The organism is Acidobacteriota bacterium, assembly GCA_026707545.1.
In the GTDB taxonomy this organism is placed as follows: domain Bacteria; phylum Acidobacteriota; class Thermoanaerobaculia; order Multivoradales; family Multivoraceae; genus Multivorans.
Genome location: JAPOWR010000001.1, coordinates 432,827 through 454,614 on the forward strand (window position 1 = coordinate 432,827; position 21,788 = coordinate 454,614).

Annotated in this window: 13 protein-coding genes; 6 read left to right on the forward strand and 7 right to left on the reverse strand. The window is 67.2% G+C overall.

Features of this window, described 5'->3' with window-relative positions:
* Positions 1 to 631: 631 nt before the first annotated feature.
* Both OXG83_01740 and OXG83_01745 read left to right on the forward strand, forming a co-directional pair.
* Positions 632 to 1,804, forward strand: a complete 1,173-nt coding sequence (locus tag OXG83_01740) for a helix-turn-helix transcriptional regulator (protein ID MCY3963733.1) — start codon at positions 632 to 634, stop codon at positions 1,802 to 1,804.
* Positions 1,805 to 2,116: 312 nt separating this feature from the next.
* Positions 2,117 to 5,164, forward strand: coding sequence for a leucine-rich repeat domain-containing protein (locus OXG83_01745; protein ID MCY3963734.1), 3,048 nt, complete (start codon positions 2,117 to 2,119; stop codon positions 5,162 to 5,164).
* Positions 5,165 to 5,193: 29 nt separating this feature from the next.
* Here the strand turns inward: OXG83_01745 and OXG83_01750 are convergent, their stop codons facing one another.
* The 7 genes from OXG83_01750 to OXG83_01780 all read right to left on the reverse strand — a co-directional run bounded on the left by OXG83_01750 (position 5,194) and on the right by OXG83_01780 (position 12,231).
* Positions 5,194 to 5,364 carry a hypothetical protein gene (locus tag OXG83_01750; protein ID MCY3963735.1) on the reverse strand — a complete coding sequence of 57 codons (171 nt, stop codon included), beginning with the start codon at positions 5,362 to 5,364 and terminating at the stop codon, positions 5,194 to 5,196.
* Positions 5,365 to 5,696: 332 nt separating this feature from the next.
* Complete coding sequence (locus tag OXG83_01755) at positions 5,697 to 6,767, reverse strand: hypothetical protein (protein MCY3963736.1); 1,071 nt, start codon at positions 6,765 to 6,767, stop codon at positions 5,697 to 5,699.
* A gap of 67 nt (positions 6,768 to 6,834) precedes the next feature.
* Positions 6,835 to 7,911 carry a hypothetical protein gene (locus tag OXG83_01760; protein ID MCY3963737.1) on the reverse strand — a complete coding sequence of 359 codons (1,077 nt, stop codon included), beginning with the start codon at positions 7,909 to 7,911 and terminating at the stop codon, positions 6,835 to 6,837.
* Positions 7,912 to 8,134: 223 nt separating this feature from the next.
* Complete coding sequence (locus OXG83_01765) at positions 8,135 to 9,214, reverse strand: hypothetical protein (GenBank protein ID MCY3963738.1); 1,080 nt, start codon at positions 9,212 to 9,214, stop codon at positions 8,135 to 8,137.
* Between the two features lie 79 nt (positions 9,215 to 9,293).
* A complete protein-coding gene (locus tag OXG83_01770; protein MCY3963739.1) occupies positions 9,294 to 9,788 on the reverse strand; it encodes an aromatic-ring-hydroxylating dioxygenase subunit beta in 495 nt (164 codons plus the stop codon).
* Positions 9,785 to 11,149 carry an aromatic ring-hydroxylating dioxygenase subunit alpha gene (locus OXG83_01775; GenBank protein ID MCY3963740.1) on the reverse strand — a complete coding sequence of 455 codons (1,365 nt, stop codon included), beginning with the start codon at positions 11,147 to 11,149 and terminating at the stop codon, positions 9,785 to 9,787. The genes OXG83_01770 and OXG83_01775 overlap by 4 nt, the downstream gene beginning before the upstream one ends.
* Positions 11,146 to 12,231, reverse strand: a complete 1,086-nt coding sequence (locus tag OXG83_01780) for a molybdopterin-binding protein (GenBank protein MCY3963741.1) — start codon at positions 12,229 to 12,231, stop codon at positions 11,146 to 11,148. The genes OXG83_01775 and OXG83_01780 overlap by 4 nt, the downstream gene beginning before the upstream one ends.
* 73 nt (positions 12,232 to 12,304) lie before the next feature.
* Here OXG83_01780 and OXG83_01785 point away from each other — a divergent pair, with 73 nt between their 5' ends.
* From OXG83_01785 to OXG83_01800, 4 genes are all read left to right on the forward strand, one after another.
* Positions 12,305 to 13,462, forward strand: a complete 1,158-nt coding sequence (locus OXG83_01785; protein MCY3963742.1) for a M20 family metallopeptidase — start codon at positions 12,305 to 12,307, stop codon at positions 13,460 to 13,462.
* 149 nt (positions 13,463 to 13,611) lie between these two features.
* Positions 13,612 to 14,775, forward strand: coding sequence for an efflux RND transporter periplasmic adaptor subunit (locus OXG83_01790; protein MCY3963743.1), 1,164 nt, complete (start codon positions 13,612 to 13,614; stop codon positions 14,773 to 14,775).
* Positions 14,776 to 14,807: 32 nt separating this feature from the next.
* Positions 14,808 to 18,386 carry an efflux RND transporter permease subunit gene (locus OXG83_01795; GenBank protein MCY3963744.1) on the forward strand — a complete coding sequence of 1,193 codons (3,579 nt, stop codon included), beginning with the start codon at positions 14,808 to 14,810 and terminating at the stop codon, positions 18,384 to 18,386.
* Complete coding sequence (locus OXG83_01800) at positions 18,383 to 21,562, forward strand: efflux RND transporter permease subunit (protein ID MCY3963745.1); 3,180 nt, start codon at positions 18,383 to 18,385, stop codon at positions 21,560 to 21,562. The genes OXG83_01795 and OXG83_01800 overlap by 4 nt, the downstream gene beginning before the upstream one ends.
* Positions 21,563 to 21,788: the final 226 nt, after the last annotated feature.

The following is a 21,788-nucleotide window of genomic DNA, read 5'->3' on the forward strand; positions in this document are numbered from 1 at the left end:
AGAACCGTAAAAGGCCTGCACTCCCTTTGTGCCGTTTTCGACTCTTCGAAAGTTACATCGTCCTCTTCTGAGGACGCCTCCCGAATGTCCTTGAAACACAAGACGTTTCTCGATCGCCGCTCCGGGCAAGAGCCCTCGCGGGCGCGGTGACCGGGTCGGTCCAGGCGATTCGGGTTGGGACGTGAGCGACCCCCCCTTTCGGCCGCCTGGAGCGGCACGAAAGGGTCTCCCATGTGCCGGCCTGTTCCGGGCCGCCGGGAGAGTCGCTCACGTCCAGAGTGATCCCTGCGGGAAGGCTGGGAGGCCGGACGACCCGCCGACGGTCCAAAGGGGGCTATAGAATGAGCGGTGACCTCGGCCGCGGCCGAGATGGTGGAGTTTGTCCCCGCTCGGGCGCTGCCAACTACTCTGACGGGATTCGCAGAGTCATCGGCTATTCCCGTCACTTCATCGCCCACTTTTCAGATTCTCTCTGTCAAGCTTCCTTGCGTCAGAAAGCCAGCCTGCGAATGCCACCCGCTCGTGCCCGCATCGGCCCGCGGCGGGCGCCGTTGAGTTCCGGACTCGATGCCCGGTCGAGGAGGCTGCCCACCCCAAAGCGCAACGCAGATTTGAGCGGACTGAGGTCATCTTGATTCAGCAGGCAGACTTCGACGACATCGTCGCCTGTTTCCAGAGGGCGGCGCTAGACGACGATCTGTGGCCTGCGGCGGCAAAGTTGGTCGACGAGTGCTCTGGGGCGATGTCCAGCCATGTGGCCGTGGTGCATGAAGGCGATTGGGTCGTCGATGAGGAATCGCAGTTCGGCCGCGTGTACTACCGGGGCGAGAGTTGGGAGGAGGCAGAACGGGACTTCCTGGAGTACTGGCCGATCGACCCAAGAAAGTCGCGCGCGCTTACCGTGCCCTATGGCCGTCAGATGAGGAATCGGGACTTCTTTGACGCCCAGGAGCGGAAGACGGCGCCCGTCATCAACGAGTTTCTTCCAAACTACGGTATCGGACGACAGCTGCTCACGAGGCTTGAGGCAGGTCCGGGCCTCGACGTCGTGTGGGTCCTTTCGCGCCACCGGACCAGAGGTGAATGGGAGACGGAGTCGCTTCGGTTGATCGAACGGGTCTCTGCGCACTTGATCCACGCGGTGGCGGTGAGGCAGGAGCTTCTCGCCGCCCGCCTGTTGGGCCACACGCTTGAGGAGATGCTCGCGGACGGGTCGCCGGGCGTCGTCTATCTTGACTACCGCGGCGCCATCGCCGGCAGCAACGCCACGGCAGAATGCATGCTGCGCTCCCGCGATGCGCTGGTTGATCGCTGCGGACAACTGCGTGCTCGCCACCCGGACGACGACGCGAGGCTCGGGGAACTCCTGAACTCCGCGCTCCGCCGGCATGTCGGGGGCGCCCCGAAGGGTGGTTCTGTCGCGATACGGCGACAGCCCTGTGAATCACCGTTCGCGGTTCACGTCATGCCCGTGAACCGGGTCCACGCGGCATTCGGAACCCGCCGGGTAGCGGTTCTGGTGTTGATCGTAGACCCCCGGATGAAGCTGCGGATCGACCCGCATCAGACGGCGCAGCTCCTGGGCCTGACGCCAGCCGAAGGCCGCGTGGTCGCCAGACTGGCGGAAGGCATGAGCGTCCGTGAGATCGTCGAGGCGTCCGGGCGGACCGAGAACACGGTCCGTTCGCACCTGAAGTCGGCACTGGCGAAAACCGGCTGCTCGCGCCAAGCCGACCTAGTGCTACTCGCGTTTCGTGCGCGGAGGCCATCGGTGCCCGGCGATGGGGCGCCTGGTTCTCGGTAGGGCGAAAGCCACGCAGAGCCGCCGAGGCGGCTGTCGTCTTCGCCGACCGACGCGGCCGGGGCCTTGATGCTGGCGAGGCCGCTCGACAAGTTGTCGAGCAGGCCACGGTTGCGCGACCACCCATTTGGGTGAAGACACACTCCGGGCGGCCACCTAGCATCAGTAGCCCAACCACTGATGCAGCCCCATTGTCGTTCTCTGAGGAGAACCCTAGTGAAGTCGCCATCCACACTTGTCGGAATCATGGCCGTGCTGCCGAGCCGATCGAAGCTAGCCGTGGCGCCGTTGCACCCTCCGAGATTGGAGGCTCAGATGATCCGAAGAATCCTTCTAGCTGCCTTGCCCCTGCTCGCCTCGCCAACGCAGGCGCAGCCCACGGACCGGGCGGTGCTGGTGGAGTTCTACAACGCGACGGGCGGCGCGAACTGGACGGACAACACCAACTGGACGAGCGACCAGCCGCTCGATTCCTGGTACGGCGTAAACACGAACGCGACAGGCCAGGTTACGGAGCTGTCCCTCCAGGACAACGGGTTGAGCGGTGAGATCCCGGCGGAGCTGGGGAACCTGACCAACCTCACGAGACTTGAGCTCGCTTTCAATGGGTTGACCGGGTCGATCCCTGCGGAGCTGGGGGACTTGGCCAGCCTCACGGAGCTGGCTCTCTACGGCAATGAGTTGAGCGGGGAGATTCCCGCTGAACTGGGGAACCTGACCAACCTCACGAGGTTGTCTCTCAGCATCAACAAGTTGAGCGGTGAGATCCCGGCCGAGCTGGGGGACTTGATGGGCCTCACGGATCTGGTGCTCAACAATAATGAGTTGACGGGCGCGATCCCCGTGGAGTTGGGGAACCTGACCGGCCTCACCAGGCTGACTCTGTCTACCAACCAGTTGACGGGCGCGATCCCGGTGGAGTTGGGGAACCTGACCAGCCTCACGCAGTTGTGGCTCAACACGAACCAGTTGACGGGCGCGATCCCGTTGGAGCTGGGGAACCTGACCAGCCTCACGGTGCTGTATCTCTTTGGCAACCAGTTGAGCGGGTCGATCCCGGTGGAGCTGGGGAAGCTGACCAGCCTCCAGTATCTGTATCTCTCTAACAACCAGTTGACGGGCGCGATCCCGGCGGAACTGGGAAACCTGGCCAGCCTCCAGTCTCTGTGGCTCTCTGCCAACCAGTTGAGCGGGTCGATCCCGGTGGAGCTGGGTAAGCTGACCAGCCTTACGAGGCTGATTCTCAGCCTCAATGAGTTGAGCGGGTCGATCCCGGTGGAGCTGGGGAACCTGACCAGCCTTACGAGGCTGATTCTCAGCCTCAATGAGTTGAGCGGGTCGATCCCGGTGGAGCTGGGGAACCTGACCAGCCTTACGGGGCTGTCTCTCGTTGGCAACCAGTTGAGCGGGTCGATCCCGGTGGAGTTGGGCAAGCTGATCAGCCTTACGGGGCTGTACCTCGGCGGCAACAAGTTGACCGGGGAGATCCCGGTGGAGTTGCGTAACCTGACCAGCCTCGATGGGCTGAATCTCTACGGCAATGAGTTGAGTGGGGAGATCCCGACGGAGTTGGGTGACCTGACCAGCCTCACGTTGCTGTCTCTCGGCAGCAACAAGTTGACCGGCTCGATCCCGGTGGAGCTGGGAAACCTGACTAGCCTCGGGTGGCTGTATCTCCAGGAGAACGAGTTGAGCGGCTCAATCCCGGCGGAGCTGGGGAACCTGACCGGCCTCCGCTGGCTGTGGCTCCACGACAACCAGTTGACCGGCGAGATCCCGGTGGAGCTGGCGAGCTTGACCAACCTCGCGGATCTGGCTCTCGCCACCAACCGACTGACCGGCGAGATCCCGGTGGAGCTGGGAACCCTGGCCAGCCTCAGCTGGCTGTCCGTGTATGGTAACCCGCAACTTTACAACTACCCCGCCAACCTGAACGCCAGGGGCGACCTGCACGTAGTAGCCCCCTCTGACGGTCGGGCGGCGTGTCTGCCGACCACGCAGGGCGGCAACGACTGCACAATCCCGACCCTGGTAGACAACCTGAGCCTGACGGCTGGCCCTGCGCAAATCGTCGTCCGGTGGGAGCCGAACCCTGCCAGCCCCGCCCCTACCGGCTATGAAGTTGAGTACCCGTCGCTAGGCGCCTGGACCGCTGACAACGTGTCGATCAGCGGCACGACCGCCACTATCACCGGACTCACCCCCGGACGGCGGTACAGCGTTCGGGTCAGGACGACCGACAGCCCCGACCCTTCCCAGCCCGACCTCCGCACCCCCTGGCTGTCCGCCGCGGTCACGCTGCCCCTGGAGCCGCCTATGGCGGCGATCACAACGGACGCCGAGTGCAGCGAGCCAGCCGGCGGGTTGCCCATCAGCAACCGTCACCACGACGCGCGGCTCTGCCGCGCCGTCACCGGCCAGGCGGTCCGCTTCGAGGACAGTAGCACCGGCGCGGGCACCTCCCGGCTGTGGGACTTCGGCGACGGCCAGACGAGCGAGCGCCGCACCGTAGAGCAGACCTGGTCCGCTCCGGGGTTCTACGAAGTGACGTTGCGCGTTGGCGACGGCACGGTGTCACACACTGCGTCCCTGACCTTCCTGGTGGAGGCCGCGAACCCTGCCGGCACGTGCGTGGCGGACGAGCAAACCCTCTGCCTGCGTGACTCCCGCTTCGCGGTTGAAATGGACTGGTCCGCCGGCGACGGCCGCAGTGGTCCGGGCCTCGTGGCTCGCGCCGGCACCAACGACTCAGGGTTGTTCTACTTCTTCGAGCCGGGCAACAACTGGGAGGTTCTGGTCAAGGTGCTAGACGGCTGCTCCGTCAACGGCCACGCCTGGGTGTATGCGGCCTCGGCCACGACCCTGGGCTACCGGATCCGCGTGACGGACACGGTGACAGACGCGGTCCGCGAGTACACCAACGAGCACGGAAGCCTGGCGGACGCGATCACCGACGGCCAGGCGTTCCCGGACGCCTGCGGCGTCGCCTCGCCGCCGACGTCGCGGTCCGCTGACGCGGCGCCGCTCCGATTCGGGCGGTTCGAGGTGTCGATGACTTGGGCCACCGACTCGGGCGCGACGGGGCCGGGGCGTCCCGCCGGACCGCGAACGGCGGACTCGGGGTTGTTCTGGTTCTTCGGACCGGACAATTGGGAGGCCCTAGTCAAGGTGCTGGACGGCTGCGAGGTGAACGGCCACGTGTGGGTGTTCATGGCGGCGGCGACGGACCTGGGCTTGGAGCTCACCGTGACGGACACGGAAACCGGCCGGCTCAAGCGGTACGTCAGGGATCCCGGCGCGGCGGCGCCAGCGATTGCGGACGTAGGCGCCTTCCTGGACGCCTGTGAAGCGCCAGCGATGTAGCGGCCACTACTAACGGGCTCGAAACCCGGCTACGCCCCCAACTCGACCTCGAACGGCCGGATGTAGCGCAGGATGCGAGGCGTCGAACCGTCGTCCGTGCCGGCGGCAAACCGGGCGTCCACTGCCAGGTCGCCGAGATGGTGACGAAGCAGTCCGTACTTGGCGAAGTCCCCGATGTCGCCGACGTGGGCATCTTGCATGAGGCGGGATCCCGAGGCGAAGCCCCGGCCGCCATCGTCGCGAGTCACTGTGGAAGATGCAGCGTTGCTTGCAAACCGGGACCTTCTAGGGGGACAGTTCCCGACCTTAGGTTCCCACAAATACCAGCGTTCTCAAGTACTTCTCCCGATTCAGAGCAGGAAGGAGTGAGCGCCGGCCTCTCATTCTCTTTTGAGCGCGCACCCATGTGGCGCGTTTCTGCGCCACATGCGTCGCAGTCCGTGCGTCCGCTGGCGGATGCACGGATGCCACGGCCGCTGGGAGCCTCCCCCGCAGACGTCCGGGCTGGCGGGTGCTCGCCAGCTACCGACGACTACTCGCCGCCGGTGCTGGTGGCCTTGCCGGCGCGCCAGTCGTCCTCGAGAATCCGCGCGCCGCGCAGCGTGTTGCCCATCGAGTAGTTGCCCTCGTGGCAGGCGTACTCGTAGACACGCTCCGGATCGCGCTTCCAGATGTACTCGCCGGACCAGGGGGCTTCCCAGGTGGCCGGATCGTTCATCGTGAAGTGGTAGAGGATGTTGCCGTCCGGTTGGAGGGTCAGCCTTTCCGTGACGTGGAGGTCCTTCGTCGCGCCGCGCAGGAACCCGTCGGACCGGAAGTGCACCGAGTCGATGACCAGGGTGTCGCCTTCCCACCAGCCGACCGAGTCGCCTAGCCAGCGCCGTTCCTCGGGGGTCGGGTGCTCGTCGTTCAGCCTAATGATCCGGGCGTCGTGGACCATCTCGATCAGGATCATGATGTGGTCCTCGGTCTGGACCACGCGCTTGTAGTTGTTGTAGCCGCTCGGGAAGGTCGGCGTGGCGCCGGTGAAACCGAGGATGCAGCGCTCGCTGATCGGCAGCGACTCGGGACCGTCGTAGGGGCCCGGACCGTCGAGTTCGAGCCACCAGGCAGTGCCGCTGTTCGGCCGGCGCAGCTTGGCGCGTTCCGCGAATCTCGCCTTGGCCGCCGCGGTCGTTTCCGGCATCCTGCCATTCGGCGGGTCGATGATGATCGACGTCCTGAACTTGCCGTCCACCGCGAAGGCGTCCGTGCCGCGGTCCAGCCAGAAACTGTTGTAGCCACCGACGTTGCCGGCAGCTCCGGGCGAGCCGTCGCCGCCCTCCGGCGGCGCTTCGCGGTCCGGGTCGCTGATCTGATGTCGATCGGCCCGGCGCTTGGCGGCATCGGCCGCGAGCTTCGCTGCTTCCTCCCGGGTCAGGAGCAGGTTCTCGCCGTACTCCTCGGGCCGCTGCAGCGGAGTCAGCGTGGCGGCGTCGTAGGTGCCGGTCAGGTCGGGCTTGCCGTTGGCCGCCCGCTTGATCTCGCTTTCGGCGCCCAGCACTGGCGCCGCGACTAGCAGCACGAGGATGGCGGCCAGGGCCGCGGGAACTCGGACTCTCATTCTGCGTCCTCCTCTGTTCGACTGATGCCGGGAGTGTAGCGGAGGACGCCCGCTGCGAGGCAGTCTCCTAATCGCTGCCGCCGCCGGTGCTCCCCGCCTTCGCGGCCGCCACGTCGGCCTCGAGAATCCGCGCGCCCCGCAGCGTGTTCCCCATCGCGTAGTTGCCCTCGTGGCAGGCGTACTCGTAGACGAGTTCCGGGCGGTTCCTCCAGACGTACTCGCCGGACCAGGGCGTCTCCCAGGTGGCCGGATCGTCCATCGTGAAGTGGTAGAGGATGTCGCCGTTCGGCTGCAGGGTCAGGCGCTCCGTGACGTGAAGCTCCTGGGTCGATCCGCGCAGGAACGTCCTGGGGTGGAAGTTCACCGAGTCGATGACCAGGGTGTCGCCCTCCCACCAGCCGACCGAGTCGCCGAGCCACTTGCGCTCCTCGGGACTGGGGTGCTCGTCGTTCAGGCGCACGATCCGGGCGTCGTGGTTCATCTCGATCAGGATCATGACGTGGTCTTCGGTCTGCACCACCCGCTTGTAGTTGTTGTAGGCGCTTGGAAGGGTCGGCGTTGCGCCGGTGAAGCCGACGATGCAGCGTTCGGTGATCGGCAGCGACTCGGGGCCGTCGTAGGGGCCGGGGCCGTCGATGTCGAGCCACCAGGCGGAGCCGTCGTTCGGTCTGCGCAGCTGGTTGCGCGCCGTCCTTCTCGCCTTCGCGGCCTCGGTCATCTCGGGCATGCGCCCGTTCGGGGGGTCGACGATGATCGATGTCCGGAACTTGCCGTCGACTGAGAACGCCTCGGTGCCGATGTCCAGCCAGAAGAAGTTGTAGCCACCGACGTTGCCGGCGCCGCCGCCTGAGCCGTCGCCGCCGACCGGCGGGGGCTCGCGGTCCGGGTCGCTGACCTGGTGGCGGTCGGCCCGGCGCTTGGCCGCGTCGGTCTCGATCTTCTCCGCCTCTTCCCTGCTCAGGAACAGGTTGTCGCCGTACTTCTCGGGCCGCTGCAGCGGAGTCAGCGTGGCGGCGTCATAGTTGCCGGCCAGGTCGGGCCGGCCGCTGGGGGTGCGCTTGATCTCGTCCTCGGCCGCCAGGGCAGGCGCGGCGACCAGCAGCAGAACGATGGCGGTCAGGGCCAGCGGGACTCGGGTCTTCATTCAGCGTCCTCCAGGGTTTCGGGCGGAGTCAGACAGGACGGGGGTTGCGCAAGCCGGGCGGCAACTTCGCGTTTCGCCGGCGAGGTCGCCAGATACTCACGAAGTGGCCCCGGAAAATCACGATTGTGTCGCATGAGATGTGTAGCGTCTGTGGGATCACAGGGGTCGCCCGTACTTAACCCGTCCGGGTACGAGAGGTGTTTGGTCGACTGCGGGCGACCCCTCAGTCGCCACTGCCGGCGCCGGTGCTGGCGGTCTTCCCCGACAGCACGTCGGCCTCGAGCACCCGGGCGCCGCGCAGTGTGCCGCCCATCGAGTAGTTGCCCTCGTGGCAGGCGTACTCGTAGACGTCCACGGGGCTGCGCTTCCAGATGTACTCGCCAGACCAGGGGACGTCCCAGGTCGCCGGATCCTCGATCGTGAACTGGTAGAGGATGTTCCCGTCCGGCTGCAGCGTGAGACGCTCCGTGACGTGGGACTCCTGGGTGGCGCCGCGCAGGATCGCCTTCGGATGGAAGTTCCGGGAATCGATCACGAGGGTGTCGCCTTCCCACCAGCCGACCGAGTCGCCGAGCCACTTGCGCTCTTCGGGGCTCACGTGCTCTGAGTTCAGGCGCACGACGCGGGCGTCGTGGTTCATCTCGATCAGGATCATGATGTGATCCTCGGTCTGGACCACGCGCTTGAAGTTGTTGTAGAGGCTCGGGAAGGTCGGCGTGGCGCCGGTGAAGCCGACGAGGCAGCGCTCGGTCACCGGAAGCGTCTCCGGACCGTCGTACGGGCCGTGGCCCTCGATGTCGAGCCACCAGGCGGAACCGTCGTTCGGCCGGCGTAGCCGGCGGCGTTCGGCGGATCTCGCCTTGCCGTCCTCGGTCATCTCCGGCATGCGACCGTTCGGAGGATCGAAGATGATCGAGGTGCGGAACTTGCCGTCGACCGCGAATGCCTCCGTCCCGGTCTCGACCCAGAACCTGTTGTAGCCGCCCACGTTGCCGGCGCCGCCCGTCGTTCCGTCGCCTCCGACCGGCGGCGGCTTGCGGTTTGGATCGGACACCCGGTGGCGGTCGGCGGCGTACTTGGCCGCGTCCGCCTCGATCTTCGCCGCGTCCTCGGGGCTCAGGAAGAGGTTGTCTCCGTACTTCTCGGGCCGCTGAAGCGGCGTCAGGGTCCCGGCGTCAAACGTGCCGGTCAGGTCGGGCTTGCCGTTGGCGGCGCGTTTGACGTCGCCCTGGGCGGTCAGCGCGGGGGCTGCGATCAACAGCGCGAGGACGGCGATCAGCGCCGCGGGGAGTCGGACTCTCATGTTGGGTCCTCCGGATGTCGGTGGGATGGGCGGAGTGTAGCGGAGCAGGAGCCTTCGACTCGTTGCCGCTGACGGTCCATCACAGGATGATGCTCACGGCACCGTGCCAGGAGAGGTCTTCCATATCCAGCACCGCGCGCCGGTAGGCTATTCGGAGATCCTCGCCATCTCTCCTCAGGATGTACTCGACGCTGCCGACGTAAGGCGCTCCCTCGCCGCTCCGGAACCGGTAGACCAGAACGTTTGCGGAGACCGACAGTTGCCTGTCTTCGGTTTCTTCAACCCGTACGTTGGAAACGAACCGGCGGGTCCGCGACCGCGGATTCTCGCGGTGGGAGTGGTGGCTGTTCAGTCGCGCCACCCGAGCGCGTAAACGCTTGATGTCGTCGTCGATGAACACCAGGTCGCGCCCGGGATCCCCTTCCGGCAAATCCGTGGAAGGAACCATGTACCGGGCGTCGTGCGTGAACAGATCGATCCATTCATCCAGCCTCCAGTCATCCAGAAGTGCCGCTTCCCTGAAGAGGAACTCCTCGACCATTCCTCGTAGCGCGGGGATGCTGGTGGCCGTCATTGTTCGCTGGCCCGGCGCCCAAGGTCGTCCGCTTCCGAATCAGCCGCTGCGGCCTGCGATTCCGTGGGCTGCCCGTCCTGTACGTTGGTTGTGTTTCGGCCCAGCATGTTCGCGTGCCACTGTCGCCAGAATCCCCGCATCTGGAGTTCATCCGACGTTCCGGGGCGGGACTTCAGCATGCCCCTTGAGATGTCGGACCACTCGTTCTCGCTAGCGCGGAAACCGGTCTGACACGATTCCAGGGCTTCGACGTCATCGGGTGTGGCAAAGCCGCCCGGTCCCAGAAAGGTCAGGTAACTGTCGAGTCGGGTGGCCAGCGCCGCGCCTGCCTCCTCCCTGGGCACGAGATGCCAGGCTGTGACATCCATTCTGTCCGGTGCGACGGGTTCGATATAGCGGATGCTGATCGCCACGAAGTCCATGATCAGCAGGTTCGGATAGATGAGGAGATTCCGGGAGGTGTCGGCCATCCGGAATGCGCGCTTCTCTCCGTACTCCCGTACCAGCCGGCGCCGGGTTCGCGCGATCCGCTCCTTGGCCTCCTCTCCGAATACCGGGTGCCAGCGGGCGATGGGACGGCCGTTCCGGGAGATGTTCTCGGACACGCAGTGACCGTTACCCAAAGCCCGCCCGGCGCCGGGCGGGCGGGAAGCCAGCGTGTCTCCGCTGTCGTCCGTCCCGAGACCAGCCATGTAGTCCACGTAGGTCCGATGGGTTGGGATCAGGTGGTATCCGTCAAGGCTGTTCTCGGCCAGCAGCTTCCAGTTGGCCTTGATGGCGTACTTGTTGGAACCGGGAACCACCCGCATCCCTTCCTGGGCCTGGTCGACGACCAGGTCCAGATAGTCTCTGGCTCCCGCCAGGTAGGTTCTCAAGTCTTCGGCATCCGGGTTGAAGCTCACAAAGAAAAAGCCCCGGTAGCTGTCGACTCGTGCCGGCTCTTTCAATCCGAGTTCGGCGGGGTCGAAGTTGGGGCCGTAGGCGTCCCTTCCGGGGACACCGATCAACTCGCCCTCGGTGTTGAAAGACCAGGCGTGGTAGAAACACCGCAGGATCTTGGCATTCCCCGCGTCGCGGCGGCAGATCATGGCGCCCCGGTGCGGGCAGGAATTGAGGAACACGCGCACCTGACCGTCCTGGCCACGCACGAAGAAGAGCGGGCGTCCGGCGACCGTGCGGCGACGGTAGTCCCCGGGGCGCTCCACTTCCGATTCGTGTCCCAGGTAGATCCAGCACCGGTCGAAGATCAGTCTCAGCTCCCGCTGGAACAGATCCGTGGAAGCCATGCACGACCGATGAACCCTGAAGACTCCGCGCTTCCGGTCGTCGACGACCAGGTCGCGGATGCTCGGACCGCTCATGTTGGGTCCTCCGGATGACGGTGGGATGGGCGGAGCGTAGCGGAGCCAGGACCTTCGATTCGCCGCCGCGGCAACGGCCGCTCCGGCACGTCCTCCAGCAGGCCGCCGTGGCCTAGCGACGTGATGTCGCGGCGGGTCAGGCGGTCGCCGACGAGCAGCCGCGGCAGCACCAGATCGACGATGTTCCGTTTCGGGCTGCGGGCGCAGCCGGGGGCGCCGAGGACCGGGGTGCCGGCGAGGTCGGCGAGCAGCAGCAGGTTGCCGGGGTCGACAGGGGCGCCGTAGCAGATCACCGAGCCGCCGGCGGTTTCGATGGCCGTCGGAGCGAGGTCGTGGCGGTCCTGGATCGCCGTTTCGCCGGCGAGGATCAGGAGATCGACGTCCGGGGCGAGTTCTGCCGCAGCCGCCGCGAGCTCTTCGGTCTCCTGCTCCCGGTCGATCGGCACGAAGCGAACTCGGGTGAGTTCGGCGCCGAGGGCGTCGAGCCGCTGCCGGAAGGCCTTCTCGAAGCCGGCGACGAGCCGTTCGCGGCCGGCGGAGCGGCCGGCGGGGACGGTCCCGGAGACGATCAATGCCGCCGTGCTCGCCCGCAGTGCGTCGAGCCGGATCAGGGGCCTTGCGGCCACGCCCTCGGCCGCGGCGACCGTCTCTTCCGACAGGGCGTAGGGGAGGATCTTCGTCGTCCCCACCATCTTGCCGGCGCGGGCCACGCTGTGGTTGGGCCGCGTGGCGAGCGTGACGCCGTCACAGTCGTTGATGCGGTCCAGGGCCGCGGCGTCGACGCGCAGCACGCCCAGCGTCTGCGCGTGCAGATTGACCCGCCCGGTCGTCGGCCCCCGCAGGTCGAGACCGGTCCCGGTGACAGCTTCGCTGACGCGGCGGGCAGCCTCGTTCTCGTCGACATCGCCGGGTTCCAGCCGTGCCGCGAAGACCCGGTCGCGACCGAGACCGGCCAGCAGCGTCAGTTCCTCGTCGCCGAGCGCGAGGCCCTTCCGCAGCACGCGACGGCCGTCGCCGTCGTAGACGTTGTGGCCGAGGATGGCGCCGTGAGCCTCGGTAAGCGGCGTCGCTTCGAACTTCATCGCTGGGCGTGAAACTACACCGTGACCACGGGGTGCCCCGGCGCTCCCACGGCGACGATAAACTCCAGCGCCCATGGCCTCCGAAAACTATGGCCGCATCGACGGGTGGCGCGACGAGCTGACCGAGTGGCGGCGCGACTTCCACCGGCATCCTGAGCTCGCCTTCGAGGAGGAACGGACGTCGCAGATCGTGACGGAACGGCTACGGTCGTTCGGCATCGAGGAGGTCCATCACGGCATCGCCAGGACCGGGGTCGTCGCGACGATCCGCGCCGGCAGTTCGGATCGCGCGGTGGCGCTGCGGGCCGACATGGACGCGCTGCCGATCCATGAACGGAACCAGTTCGGGCACTGCTCGACGTCGCCGGGGAAGATGCATGCCTGCGGGCACGACGGCCACACCGCGATGCTGCTGGGCGCTGCCCGCTACCTCGCGCAGACCCGGAACTTCGACGGCACGGTGCAGCTCATCTTCCAGCCGGCGGAGGAGAAGGACGGGGGCGCCGGCGTCATGGTGAGGGAAGGGCTATTCGAGCGCTTCCCGGCGGACAAGGTCTTCGGCCTGCACAACTTTCCGGGCGTGCCGACGGGCGCCTTCGCGACGAACAGCGGACCCTTCATGGCCGCGATCGACCAGTTCGAGATCGAGATCCGCGGCCGGGGAACGCACGGTGCCTGGCCGCACAGCGGCATCGACCCGATCGTCGCCGCGTCGCAGGTCGTGCTGGGACTTCAGACCCTGGTGTCCCGCAACGTGGATCCCCGCCGCCGGGCCGTCGTATCGGTGACGATGAGCCACGCGGGCGAAGCCTTCAATGTGATCCCCGAGACGGCGTATCTCGCCGGCGGCGTGCGCTCCTTCCTGCGCGAAGTGCAGGACACGCTCGAGCTGGGGCTGGAGCGCGTCGTCCACGGCATCTGCGCCGCGCACGGCGCCAGCGCCAAGGTCGACTACCAGCGCTACTACCCGGCGACGGTCAACGCGCTCCGGGAAACGGAGGAGATGGCAGCGGCCGCGCGCAGCATGGGCTGGGAGGTCGACGCGGAGATGGAGCCGCTGATGGGCTCCGACGACTTTGCGTTCCTGGCCGAGGAGCGGCCCGGCTCCTTCATGATGATCGGCAACGGCGACAGCGAGATGCTGCACACGCCGAGGTACGACTTCAACGACGAGTTGCTGACCATCGGCGCCAAGTACTGGGCGCGGCTGGCAGAAAGTCAGCTTTCCTAGCGCCGCTCGGAAACAAACCCGGCGGCTGGGGCGTATTCCCTGATGACGCGGGCGGTGGGCCGGGTGAACAGGCCCCGGTTTCTCAATACTCTCTCCAAGGAGCTGGTCGCCGCCCGCGCTGCCCCCCAAAAAGGACCTGAAAGAAAGCCATGAAACTCGCCCATACCCACAGGATCTCGGCCGCTCAGGCCCTCGCGGCGATGATCCTCCTGTTTCTCCCCATCGTGGCGGGCTGCGCGTTCGACAGCGGTGTGGCCGGTGAGCCGCCGACATCGGAGGCCGCGACCGCGGACGCCGACGACGCGGTGCCCGTCGCCGCGCTGCCGCTGTTCCGCGGCCGGATCGAGTCCGTGCTCCGGTTCTCGACGAATCTCGAGGCCGAGAGCCGGGTCGACGTCCTGGCCGAGGCCGAGCGGCACGTGACGGACCTTCTCGTCGAGGAGGGCGACACGGTCCGCTCCGGCCAGACCCTGCTGCTGCTCGAGGACGAGGCCCAGCGCACGGCCCTCAAACGGGTCGAGAGCCAGCTCGCGCGCTCGCGCCTGGAGTACGAGCGCCAGAATCGTCTCTTCGAGCAGGACCTGATCAGCGAGCAGGCGTACAACCAGGCGCGCTACGACATGGAGCAACTCGAGCTCGCCCTCGAGGACGCCGAGCGGGAGTTGGGCTATGCGACGGTTACAGCGCCGATCTCGGGCGTCGTCACGGAGCGGCTCATCAACGTGGGCGACCACGTCGAGACCCACGCCAAGCTGTTTGAGATCGTGGACTTCGACTCGATCGTTGCCCGGGTGTTCGTGCCGGAGCGGCAGTTGGCGGGTCTGTTCGTCGGCCAGCCGGCTCGCGTGATGGCCCAGTCTCTGGCGGGTTCGCGAGAGGCCGCGATCGAACGCGTCTCGCCCGTAGTCGATCCCCAGAGCGGCACGGTCAAGGTCACGCTCGGCATCCCTGGCAGCCAGGGCCTGCTTCCCGGCATGTACGTCGAGGTCGATCTGGTGGCCGCGGTCGAGGAGGACGCCCTGCTGGCGCCGAAGCGGGCGCTGGTCTACGACCAGGAACAGGTGTTCGTGTTCCGGGTAGTGGAGGGGGCCGACGGCCCGCGCGCCGAACGCCTGCTGGTGAGCATCCTGATCGAGAGCGAGGATGTCGTTCAACTGGCCGGCGACCTCGCCGACGGCGAGCGTCTGATCGTGGCCGGGCAGGCGGGACTGAAGGACGGCGCCCGGGTGCGGTTGCTCGATCCGGCCGAGGCGCTCGGCTCAGCGGCTGAACTGGGCGCGGCTTCGGTGCCGACGTACCAGCCCGTGAGCTGATCGGTCAACCCACAGAACGAGAGGAGCGGCGCATGAAAGGCGGCCGGCCAGCACGGGCTGCGAGGTCCTTCCTCACTCACCGCCCGGTCGCGGTGTCCATGGTCTTCCTGGCGGCGGTCGTGTTCGGCCTGCTGTCGTACCAGCGGCTCCCGGTGACCCTGATGCCGGAGCTCTCGTACCCGACGCTCACCGTGCGCACGGAGTATCCGGGCGCCGCCCCGGAGGAGGTCGAGAACGACATTTCGCGGCGCATCGAGGAGCAGCTCGGCGTGGTAGGCGGTCTGCGTCGCATGAGCAGCATCAGCCGCGCCGGCGTTTCCGACGTGGTGCTCGAGTTCTCCTGGGACACGCCAATGTCCGAAGCGGTCCAGGAGACCCTGGAGAAGCTCGACCTCGTCCTCCTGCCCGATGCCGCGGAACGCCCCCTGATCCTGCGCTTCGACCCCGGTCTCGACCCGGTGCTGGAACTCTCGCTCTCGGGCGAGGGTGAGCGGTTCGAGGGCGAGGAGGGACTGAGGCGGCTGCGCCGGTTGGCGGAACTCCAGGTCAAGCGGGCGCTCGAACCGATCGACGGTGTCGCGGCGGTGCGCGTGCGCGGCGGTCTCGAGGAGGAGATCCACGTCCTGTTGGACGCCCAGGATCTGCAGCGGTCGCGGCTCAGCGTGCAGCAGGTGATCGACCGGCTGGGCCAGGAGAACATCAACGTCGCCGGCGGCACCCTCAAGGAAGGACGCACCGAGTACATGGTGCGCACCGTGAACGAGTACGTGAACCTGGAGCAGATTCGGGACACGGTCGTCGCGTCGATGGACGGCCGGGAGGTCCGGGTCGGCGATCTGGGCGAAGTCCGGCGCTCGAACAAGGACCGCGAGATCCAGACGCGGACCGATGGCGGGGAGAGCGTCCAGCTCGACGTCTACAAGGAGGCGGACGCGAACATGGTCGCCTTGGCGGACCGGGTGCGGTCGCGGGTCGGCGAACTCGACCTGGAGCGGGAACGCGCCGCCGCCCGCGGCGAGACGGTCGAACGGCCGAGGACCCTCCTGCAGCGGCTCACGGGCGGATCGGCGAGTGCCGGCCGCGGCAGGCCGGCGCGGCTGGGCGATCCGGAACTCGCGGTCGAGCTCTACCGGTCCGAGGGCGCCGTGCTGACCGTCGTCTCCGACCGCTCCGAGTTCATCGAGGGGAGCATCTCGGAGGTCCGCAACACGGCGGTTCTGGGCGGGCTGCTCGCCGTGATCGTCCTCTACCTGTTTCTGCGCAACCTGCTGACCACGCTGATCGTCGCGGTCTCCATCCCGATCTCGCTCCTGATCACGTTCGCGCCGCTCTCGGTGGCTTCCGTGTCGCTCAACATCATGTCGCTGGGCGGTCTGGCCCTGGGCATCGGCATGCTGGTCGACTCCTCGATCGTCGTGCTGGAGTCCATCTTCAGGTGCCGCGAGGAGGGCGACGACCTGGTCGCGTCCGCGATCCGCGGCACGGCGGAGGTCCGCTCGGCCGTCGTCGCGTCGATCCTGACCTCGATCGCGGTGTTCCTGCCGATGGTCTTCGTGGAGGGGATCGCCGGACAGGCCTTCGGCGACCTCGGTCTGGCGGTCGTCATCTCGCTCCTGGCTTCGCTGGCGGTGGCCCTGGGGTTCATCCCGATGCTGGCCAGCCGCCGTGGCTGGAAGCTGCCCGAGCGTGGCGGGGTGGCTTCCCGGTTGCTCCGGTACGCGGCGCTGGGGGTGTTCCTGCGGGACGCGGCGTCGCTGCGCGAGTGGTCGCGATCGCGGTCCGCCGTGATCGCGTGGCCTGGCCTGGCGCTGGCGTTCGTGTTCGTCGCCCTCCGGCTGGTGGTGGGGACCGTGCTCGAACTCGTCGCCAAGCTGGTGTTGCTGGTTCTCGGGGGCGTGGTGACCGTTGTCGCCCGCTTCATCGCGCCGGTGCTGGTCGTCGCGTTCGGCTGGCTCAGCCGCGGACCGCTGGTCGTTGTGCGACGTTTCCTCGATTGGCTGAACCGGGTCTACCCGGTGGTTCTTCAGGGCGCGGTGCGCTTCCCGGTCGCGGTGGTGGCGCTGGTCGCGCTCACGCTGTGGAGTTCCTGGTGGTTGCTCGGCCGCCTGGACAGCGAGTTGCTGCCTGAGGTGCGCCAGGGCGAGTTCACGATCGAGGTCTCGCTTCCGGTGGGAACGCCCCTCGCCGAGACCGAGCGCACGCTGGCCGCCGTCGAGAGTGCAATCCTCGAGGAGGAGCGCTACATCCAGCGGCTTCTCGTCACCTACGGCTACGACGTGACGAACACGCAGCGCTCAGACGAGGGTGAGCACACCGTGCGCTTCAAGGTGCTGCTCGGCCCGGTGCCGGCGGCGGTTGAGGACCAGGTGGTGGAGAGGCTGCGACGTCGTTTCGCGGAAGTGCCGGACGCCGCCTCGCGCGTGACCCGGCCGGTCCTCTTCAGCTTCAAGACCCCGATCGAGGTGGAGGTCCACGGCGAGGACCTCGGACGCCTGCAGGAGTACGGCGACCGGGTGCGGGATCTGATGGCGGCGATGCCCGAACTCGCCGACGTCGAGACGACGTTGAAGCGGGGCGCTCCGGAGGTCCAGATCGTCTACGACCGCGCGCTGCTGAACCGCTACGAACTCCAGACCTCGGTGGTCGCGCAGATGGTGCGCAACCAGATCGAGGGCTTCGAGGCCACGCTCTACAACCTGAAGGACCGGCGGATCCCGATCATCGTGCGACTTGCCGAAGAAGACCGCCGCACGACGGACCAGTTGAACGGCCTGGTCGTCAATCCTGGCGGCGAGCGGCCGATCCCGCTCCATGCGGTGGCGTCCGTGGCCGTGGGCGAGGGGCCCTCGGAGGTGCGCCGGATCGACGGCAAGCGGGTGGCCGTGGTCCAGGCGAATCTGGGAGAGGCGTCGCTCGGCCGCGCGGTGGATCGGATCGAGGAAGAGCTTTCGAGCGAGATCGAGTGGCCCGCGGACATGAGCTTCCTGGTCGGCGGCCAGAGTCAGGAGTGGCAGCGGTCGAGCGCGAGCCTGTGGCTGGCGCTGGGGCTGTCGGTATTCCTGGTCTACGTGATCATGGCGGCCCAGTTCGAGTCCCTCTTGCACCCCCTGGTCATCATGTTCTCGATCCCGCTTGCGTTCTTCGGCACCCTGCTCACGCTGTACCTGCTGGACGTCAACCTGTCGATCGTCGTCTTCCTGGGGATGATCATGCTGGCCGGGATCGTGGTGAACAACGCGATCGTCCTCGTCGACTACATCAACCGGCTGCGCGGCCGCGGCTTGCCGCGCCAGCGGGCGATCGTTGGCGCCGGCGTCGTGCGGCTGCGGCCGATCCTGATGACGACCGCGACGACCACCCTGGGTCTCCTGCCGATGGCCCTGGGCCTCGGTCAGGGCGCCGAGATCCGCACGCCGATGGCGCTGGCTGTGATCGGCGGACTGGCCACGTCGACCGTGCTGACGCTGATCGTCGTGCCGACCATCTACGAACTGATCGAACGGCTGCGCGATGCGCTGTCGTTCTCGCGCAGGCGTGCCGGGCACAAGGTGCCGGCCAGCGGGGGAGCGCCGGCTCCGGCCGCGGCGGTTCCGGAGGGGACTGGACGGTGAACGATTCGCGGCACAGGGGCGGTGGAGATCAAGCGCCGGCCCGCGGCCCCACCTCGCTCGGCGTCTCCCTGCCCCGGCTGTCGCTCCGCCGTCCGATCGGCGTCGTCGTCCTGGTCGGGGCGCTCCTCGTCGTGGGCCTGGTTGCCGCCCTGTCCCTGCCGATCGAACTCATCCCCTCCGGCTACAGCTCGCCGTTCCTGCGCGTGACTGTGCCTTGGCGGGACGCGCCGCCGCAGGAGCTCCAGGACAAGATCACGATTCCGCTCGAGGAGGAGCTGGCCACCGTCCGCGGCCTGGAGAACCAGTACTCGTACTGCAGCGTCGGTTTCACCCAGGTCTTCCTGAGCTTCGCGCACGGCACGGACATGGATGTCGCCTACCGCGAGGTCCGCGACCGGATCGAACGCGCCCGGGCCCGGATGCCCGACGATGTCGAGCAGGTCTTCATCCGCAAGGACGACGACGCGATGATGCCGGTTGCCATGGTCGGTGTGATCGCCGAGGAGGACACGGCGGACGTCTACAACCTGATCCAGAACGAGATCATCCTGAAGCTGGAGCGCGTTCCGGGTGTGGCTTCGGTCGACGCCCAGGGACTGCTGGAGCGGGAGGTCCTGATCGAACTCGACCGGCAGCGGGTCGAGGCGGCGGGACTCAACATCTTCGAGATCGCCCAGGACCTGGCAAGCGACTACTTCACCCTGGCCTCGGGCAGTGTCAGGGCCGGCGACCGGAAACTGCTGCTCCGGTCGGTGGCGAGGTATCCGGCGCCGCAGAACGTCCGTGATCTGTGGATCACCGACACGGTACGTCTCGGAGACATCGCGTCGGTGCGGTACGACGTGCCGGACGACGAGTTCCGCGTGCGGGTGAACGGGTTGCCCGCCTACGCGATCCGGGTCCAGAAGGAGGGCGAGGCGAACGCGCTGGAGGTGGCCGCGGAGGTTGAACGCCTGATCGGTGAGTTGGCTCGGAATCCGCGGCTGGCCGCGATCGAAGTGGACGTGATCATGAGTTCGGGCGAGATCATCCGCGATTCGATGGGCGTTCTGCTCTCGAGCGGCCGGATCGGCGCCATGTTCGCGATGATCGTTCTCTTCTTCTTCCTCCGCCGGCTGCGGATGTCGCTGATCATCGCGTTCTCCATCCCGCTTTCGATGGTCGCGGCGGTCGTCGCGATGTACTTCTTCGGCGAGACGTTCAACGTCATCTCCCTCCTCGGCCTGATGATCTCGGTCGGGCTCCTGGTCGACAACTCGGTGGTCGTGGCTGAGAACATCCACCGCCTGCATCAGAACGGCATGGCCCGCCGCCAGGCGGCGCTCCAGGGCGCGGGGGAGATTGCGCTGGCAATCACGACGGCGACCCTGACCACGGTGATCGTCTTCCTTCCGGTATCCCTGGTCGACGGTCAGGGTCAGTTCATGCTCCTGCGGCTGGTCATCCCGATCACGGTCTCCCTGCTGGCGTCCCTGGTCGTGGCGCTGGTCGTCGTGCCGCTCATGGTCTACGTCACGCTGCCCTCACGGGGAGCATCGGCGAACGGCGCCGTGCGCCGAGTGCGCGACGCGTCCAACGCCGTCCTGCGCCGCGGCTACGAGGCGACCTTCGGCCTCCTGAACCGCGCCTACCGCGGCATGCTCGCCTACGGCCTGCGGCGCCGGCTGGACGTCGTGCTGGCGCTGGTGGCGGCGATGGCGCTGACCCAGATCGCTGCCCAGGGCCGCCTGGAGATCGTGCCCATGTCGGAGGACGACCAGGCATTCTTCAACATCGAGGTCCGGTTGCCGCGCAACCTGTCCTTCGACGAGACGATCGAGTACTTCGCGCGCGCCGAGGAGAAGATCGACGGCCTGCGCGACGAGCTCGGCCTCGAGTACCTCGTGTTCTTCCACGAGCGCACCTGGGGCCAGATCCAGGGGATCATGGCCACCGACGCCGACACCGGGCTGAAGCCGCGCGAAGTGACACAGCGGGTGATCGATCTGATGCCCGAGATGCCGGGGGTGCGCTTCCATACGGGCTTCGCCTCGGAGCAGGAGACGACGGACAAGGCGCTCGAAACGCTGACCCTGTTCGGAGAGGACGCCGACGTTCTGGAGGAGGTGGCGAGCGGGATCGAGGACCGCCTGGTGCGCCTTCCAGGCGTGCTCGCGGTGAAGAGAGGGGCCGATGAGGCGCCGAACGAACTCGCCCTGGTGCTCGACCGGGACCTCGCCATGCGCCAGCAGGTGAACCCGCGAACGCTGGCCGTGATGGTCGGCTACGCCCTGCGCGGCCAGGCCCTGCCGCGGATCTACTTCGGCGGCCGGGACATCCCGGTCCGCATCCGCTTCGAGGAACAGGACCGGCAGAGCCTCGCCGAGTTGCGCGACTTCTCGGTTCCGGCCGGGACCGGCGAGACGCTGGCCATCGGCACCCTGGTCGATGTTCGTCAACAGCCGGCGCCGACCCGGATCTCGCGCCGCGACAAGCAGACCGCGCGCCGGATCACGGTGGAACTCGAAGAGGGCCGGGAGAGCGAGGCGCGCCGGGCCGTGCGCGCGGCGGCGGCGCAGACGGAACTGCCTGAGGGTGTGGCCTGGGCGCGGCTGGTGCGCAACGTGGCCGCCGAGGAGATCCGGAACATGATGCTCGCCGCCCTCATGTCGATCGCCTTCGTCTACCTGTTGATGGGCTTCCTGTTCGAGAGCTTCCTCCGGCCGCTGGCGATCCTGGTCACGATCCCGCTGGCGAGCATGGGGGTGACCTGGATCCACCTCCTCGCCGGCCGCGAGCTGGACTTCCTGGGCCTGGTGGGCCTGATCATCCTGATCGGGGTGGTCGTGAACAACGGGATCGTGCTGCTTGACGCGGTGAACCGTCTCCGCGCGGAAGGCATGGAGAGGGCCGAGGCACTGCTCGAAGCAGCCGACCGGCGCTTCCGGCCGATCATGATGACCGCGCTGACCACGATCGGCGGCATGGTGCCGCTGCTGTTCGGGCAGCCGACCCAGATGGGCCTGAGCTACAAGAGCTTCGCCTTGACCCTGATCGGCGGCATGGCCGCCGCGACCCTGCTGACGCTGCTCGCGGTGCCGGTCTTCTACACCCTGATCGAGGACGGTCGTGCCTGGGTGGGCCGGACGCTTGCCGGCGCACTGGCGCCGCGCCGGCGAGCCCATCCGGTCTCGTGAAGATCCATTCGATTGGACGGTTTGACGAGAAATTGGCGAGAATTCCGTGAGGACTTCCGCCTAACTGCAACACTGTTATAGTCCGCGATCCAGTTAAGCGACAGGTAGCTGTCTCCGATCGTGGCGGCCGGGCTCGGATGGTCTGAAGGGTCATTCGCAGCCGTGAGTTCCCTCCGATTCCCCCGTCCTGCCCGACCCGGGGAATCGCATGAACTCTCACTCTTAG